General features: G+C 65.9%; 4 protein-coding genes. All 4 read left to right on the top strand.

What is annotated here, in order from left to right; translation table 11 throughout:
• Positions 1-928: TIGR03088 family PEP-CTERM/XrtA system glycosyltransferase (locus QZT63_RS19850; protein WP_290653786.1), on the top strand; the 928-nt coding region annotated here is incomplete at its 5' end.
• Positions 929-933: 5 nt separating this feature from the next.
• Positions 934-2,880 carry an XrtA/PEP-CTERM system amidotransferase gene (locus QZT63_RS19845; protein ID WP_290653784.1) on the top strand — a complete coding sequence of 649 codons (1,947 nt, stop codon included), beginning with the start codon at positions 934-936 and terminating at the stop codon, positions 2,878-2,880.
• On the top strand, positions 2,877-3,845 hold the full coding sequence (locus tag QZT63_RS19840; protein ID WP_290653782.1) for a sulfotransferase: 969 nt from the start codon (positions 2,877-2,879) through the stop codon (positions 3,843-3,845). Before QZT63_RS19845 ends, QZT63_RS19840 begins: the two co-directional genes overlap by 4 nt.
• Positions 3,838-5,051: TIGR04063 family PEP-CTERM/XrtA system glycosyltransferase (locus QZT63_RS19835; RefSeq protein WP_290653780.1), on the top strand; the 1,214-nt coding region annotated here is incomplete at its 3' end. The genes QZT63_RS19840 and QZT63_RS19835, both read left to right, overlap by 8 nt.

Raw genomic sequence — 5,051 nt, 5'->3', positions numbered from 1 at the left:
GTGGCGGTTGCTGCGCAGCATTCGCCCGGACATCGTCCATAGCCGCAATCTCGCGGCACTGGAATGCCAGGTCGTCGCCGCCCTGTCGGGTGTGCCCATTCGGATCCACGGCGAGCATGGGCGCGACGTCTCCGACCTGGACGGCAGCAGCGTCAAGTACCAGTGGTTGCGGCGAGGCTTCAGCCCCTGGGTCCATCACTACATTGCCCTGTCGCGCGACCTGGAAACCTACCTGACTGACCAGGTTCGTATCGATGGCGGCCGGGTCACGCAGCTCTACAACGGGGTGGATACCGCCCGGTTTCGCCCCGTTCGCCGCGAACTGCCCGTGCCCGGCTTTGCGGGGGCTGATCAGGTCGTCATCGGCACCGTGGGTCGCATGCAGCCCGTCAAGGATCCGCTGAATCTGGTACGGGCGTTTATTGACCTGGTGCAACGAGTCCCCGACGGGCGCCGCCGCCTGCGCCTGGCGATCATCGGCGATGGGCCGTTGCGGGCCGAGGCCCGGGACCTGCTGGGTGCAGCTGGTGTGGGCAAGCTGGCTTGGCTGCCCGGGGATCGGGACGATATCCCGGAACTGCTGCAAGGCATGGATGTATTCGTGTTGCCCTCTCTCGGCGAGGGGATCTGCAATACGGTACTGGAGGCCATGGCCAGCGGTCTGCCGGTGGTTGCTACCGACGTCGGCGGCAATCCCGAGCTGGTTACCCACGGTGACACCGGGTTGCTGGTGCCGGCGGGGGATCCCCCAGTCATGGCCAAGGCCATCGCGGGGCTTATTCGTGATTCGCAGCGCATGCGCGCGTTCGGCAAACGGGCGCGTGAGCGGGTGCTGCGGGAGTTCAGCCTGGACGCCATGGTGGGGCGCTACGCCACGGTTTACGAGCGGCTGCTGAGCGAGCGCGGCCGCCGCGCGACAGAAGGATAACCAGCATGTGCGGACTGGTGGGCATCATGGACACGCGGGGCAGGGCCAATCCCGCTCGCGAACTGCTGCACCGAATGAACGAGACCCAGCATCATCGTGGGCCGGACGAGGGCGGGTTGCACGAAGGTGCCGGTATTGGCCTGGGCCATCGGCGGCTGTCCATCATCGATCTCTCCTCCGGCCAGCAGCCTCTGTACAACGAAGACCACACCGTCGTCGTGGTGTACAACGGCGAGATTTACAACTTCCAGGCCCTGGCCAAAGAGCTTGCCCGTCTGGGGCATACCTTCCGTACCCATTGTGACACCGAGGTGATCGTCCATGCCTGGGAAGAGTGGGGTGAGCGTTGTGTCGAGCGCTTCCGCGGCATGTTCGCCTTCGCGCTCTGGGATGAGCGCCGCGAAACGCTGTTTCTGGCCCGTGACCGCCTGGGCATCAAGCCGCTGTACTACGCGCTGCTCGGCGACGGCACGCTGATTTTCGGCTCCGAACTCAAGTCCCTGACGGCTCATCCGCAGCTCGACCGCGAGCTCGACCCCTACGCCGTGGAAGAGTATTTCGGCTTCGGCTACGTGCCAGAGCCGCGCACGATCTACAAGCAGGCGCGCAAGCTCCCGCCCGGGCACACCCTGACGATTAGGCGCGGCCGCCCCATGCCTGAGTCCCGGGAGTACTGGGACGTCCAGTTTGCGCCGACGGAGATTGACGAGGCCGATGCGCGAACGGAGCTCATCGAGCGCCTGCGCGAAGCCGTGGACATCCGCATGATCGCCGAAGTCCCCCTGGGGGCGTTTCTTTCCGGTGGCGTGGATTCCAGCGCCGTGGTGGCCATGATGGCCGGGCTTTCGCAAGACCCGGTCAACACCTGTTCCATTAGCTTCGGGGATCCGGCCTTCGATGAGGCGGCCTACGCGCAGATTGTGGCGCAACGCTATGGCACCCGGCACCGCGTCGAGCAGGTCAGCGCGGATAACTTCTCGTTGGTCGACCGTCTTGCCGGGCTCTATGACGAGCCCTACGCGGACAGCTCGGCGATGCCCACCTATGAGGTGTGTCGACTCGCCCGCAAGGACGTTACAGTCGCCCTGTCCGGTGACGGCGGCGACGAAAACCTCGCGGGTTACCGTCGCTATCGTTTCCACCGTCAGGAAGAGCGACTGCGCAACGGCCTGCCCCTGGGGTTGCGCCAGTCGGTGTTCGGGGCTCTGGGACGGGTGTATCCCAAGGCGGACTGGGCGCCAAGAGTTTTCCGGGCCAAGGCGACGTTCCAGGCATTCGCCCGGGATACGGTGGAAGGCTACTTCCACAACATCTCGGTGCTCAATGACGGCCAGCGCCAGGCGCTGTATGGCGAGCGTTTCCGCCGCGAGCTCCAGGGCTACCACGCCGCGGAAGTGCTTCGGCGTCACGACCGTAAAGCACCCAAGGATGACCCGCTATCGCGGGTCCAGTACCTGGATCTCAAGACCTACCTGGCCGATGACATCCTGACCAAGGTGGACCGGGCCAGCATGGCCCATTCCCTCGAGGTTCGCGTCCCGATTCTCGACCATCATCTGGTGCAGTGGATGGCCGGGTTGCCATCGTCATTGAAGCTACGGGGCGGTGAGGGCAAGCACGTGTTCAAGCGGGCTTTGGAGCCCTACCTGCCGCAGGACGTGCTCTATCGCCAGAAGATGGGGTTCGCCGTGCCGCTGGCGTCCTGGTTCCGGGGGCCACTGCGCGAGCGCGTACGCCGTGCCGTGACCGGCCCCGCGATGCTCGACTCAGGCTTCTTTGATCCGGCGTATCTGCGTCTGGTCGTGGATCAGCACCAATCCGGTCGGCGCGACAACAGCGCCATGCTGTGGTCGCTGTTGATGTTCGATGCCTTCCTCCGCGGGCAGAGTGCTGACGCGGCCGAGTCCGACAACTGGCGGATTGCGGCCGGGGCGCGGGAGGTCAGGGCGTGAGCGTGCTGCTGGTCGGGCTGCCACGCTCGGGCACCACCTGGGTGGGCAAAATCCTCGACAGTCACCCGCAGACCCTCTACCGCCACGAACCGGACCGCGGTGGGGCGCTGCGCGATGTACCGATTCATGCGCCGCCGGATGCGACCGACAGCTACGGGGCGCGCATTGAGTCGTTTCTGCAGGCACTGCCGGCGAGTCGGGACGCGCGGGTGTGCGGCAAGCTGCCCCTGTTCCCCAAGCGCTATCTGCCGGGGTGGCGGTTCACCGCCTTCAAGACCAGCATCTACCTCGACAAGGCGACACGGGGCCGCTTGCCAATCCCCATCACGCAACCCGTGAGCCGCATCAACGGTGCGCCCGTGACGGTGTGGAAGTCCATCGAGTCCACAGGCCGTGCCGGTCTGATTGCCCGCTGCGCCTCGGAGCTCCGGGTCATTCACCTGCTGCGCCATCCCTGCGGGCAGATCGCCTCGATCCTGCGCGGCGAGGCCTCCGGCCACTTCAGCGATGACTGCCCCTCGAGCGAGGATTGGCATCTCTTCGCCATGCTCTGCGACACGCCCCAGGCGCAGCGGCATAACCTCGACCTGGAGCGGCTGCGCGCCATGGACCCGGTCAGCCGCCTGGCCTGGCGCTGGGTGCTGTTCAACGAGAAGGCGATGGACGAGCTGGACGGCCTGGAGAACGCCTGCACCGTTTGCTACGAGGACGTCTGCCTGGAGCCTGAGGCGATCGCTCGCCGGATGATCGACTTCGCCGGCATGGAATGGGATCCCGCCGTCGAGGTATTTCTCGGTGAAAGCGCCTCCTCGGGCACCGACGCCTATTACAGCGTCTACCGCAACGCTGCGCGCGAAGTGGATCGCTGGCGCGAACGCCTGGAGCCGGAGCAGATCGAGCGCATTGGCCGCGTCGTCGAGGACACGGTGCCAGGGGCGCTGTACAGGGAGAGTTTCCATGGCTAATACCTGCGAGGTCGCGACCGGCGCTGCGCAGCAGACCCCTCCGAGCGCGGTTGACGGTCAGCGCCCGCCACTCATCCTGCACGTGCTGGATCATTCTCTGCCGCTCCAAAGCGGCTATACCTTCCGCACGCTGGCCATTTTGCAGCAACAGCGCCGTCTCGGGTGGCTTACCGAACACCTGACCGGCCCGAAACAGGGTCCAGGCACCGCGGACGCGGAGACCGTGGACGGGTGGCATTTCCATCGCACGCCCTGGGCCCATGGGGCGCCGTTAGTCCCGGGTGTTACCGAATGGCGCAGCATGGCGGCGATCACCCGGCGCCTGGACGGGCTGGTGCGCGACTTGCGCCCGGACGTGATCCACGCGCACTCACCGGCCCTTAACGCCGTTCCGGCGTTGCGCGTGGGAAAACGCCACGCAGTGCCGGTTGTATACGAAGTCCGGGCGTTCTGGGAAGACGCGGCCGTGGATCATGGCACAACCCGCGAGGGGGCCCTTCGTTACCGGCTGACACGGGGCCTGGAGACGTGGGCGCTGCGCCGGGCCGATGCCGTGACCACCATCTGTGAGGGGCTCCGACAGGACATTCTCGCCCGCGGAATCCCTCCGGGCCGAGTCACCGTCATCCCGAACGCTGTTGACCTGGCGGCGTTTTCCGGCGGTGGCAAAGCGGAACCGGGACTTCGCGCCAGTCTGGGCCTTCACGGCCGTGTGCTTGGTTTTATCGGCTCGTTCTATGCCTATGAAGGGTTGCCACTCTTACTACAGGCACTCCCGCGCATCCGACAAAGAGCGCCGGACGTGAAGGTCTTGCTGGTTGGCGGTGGCCCCGAGGAGGAGCGCCTGCGCACCACCGTTACCGAGCAAGGGCTGGAGGAGCACGTCGTGTTTACGGGGCGTGTGCCGCACGATGAGGTGCAACGCTACTACGACCTGATCGACGTGCTCGTCTATCCGCGGCTGTCCATGCGCCTGACAGAGCTGGTTACACCGCTGAAACCCCTGGAAGCCATGGCACAGGGGCGCCTGCTCGTGGCCTCCGACGTCGGCGGGCACCGGGAACTGATTCAGGATGGGCAAACTGGCGTGCTGTTCCGGGCTGGGGACGCTGAGAGCCTGGCGGAGCGCGTGACAGACCTGATGGACTCAGAAGGCACCTGGGCAGGGCTGCGGCAACGAGCCGCCCATTACGTGGATACGCAACG

Source organism: Aquisalimonas sp. (assembly GCF_007120195.1).
In the GTDB taxonomy this organism is placed as follows: domain Bacteria; phylum Pseudomonadota; class Gammaproteobacteria; order Nitrococcales; family Aquisalimonadaceae; genus Aquisalimonas.
Note: the sequence above shows the minus strand (reverse complement) of the source record. Positions and strands in the feature narration are given on the sequence as shown.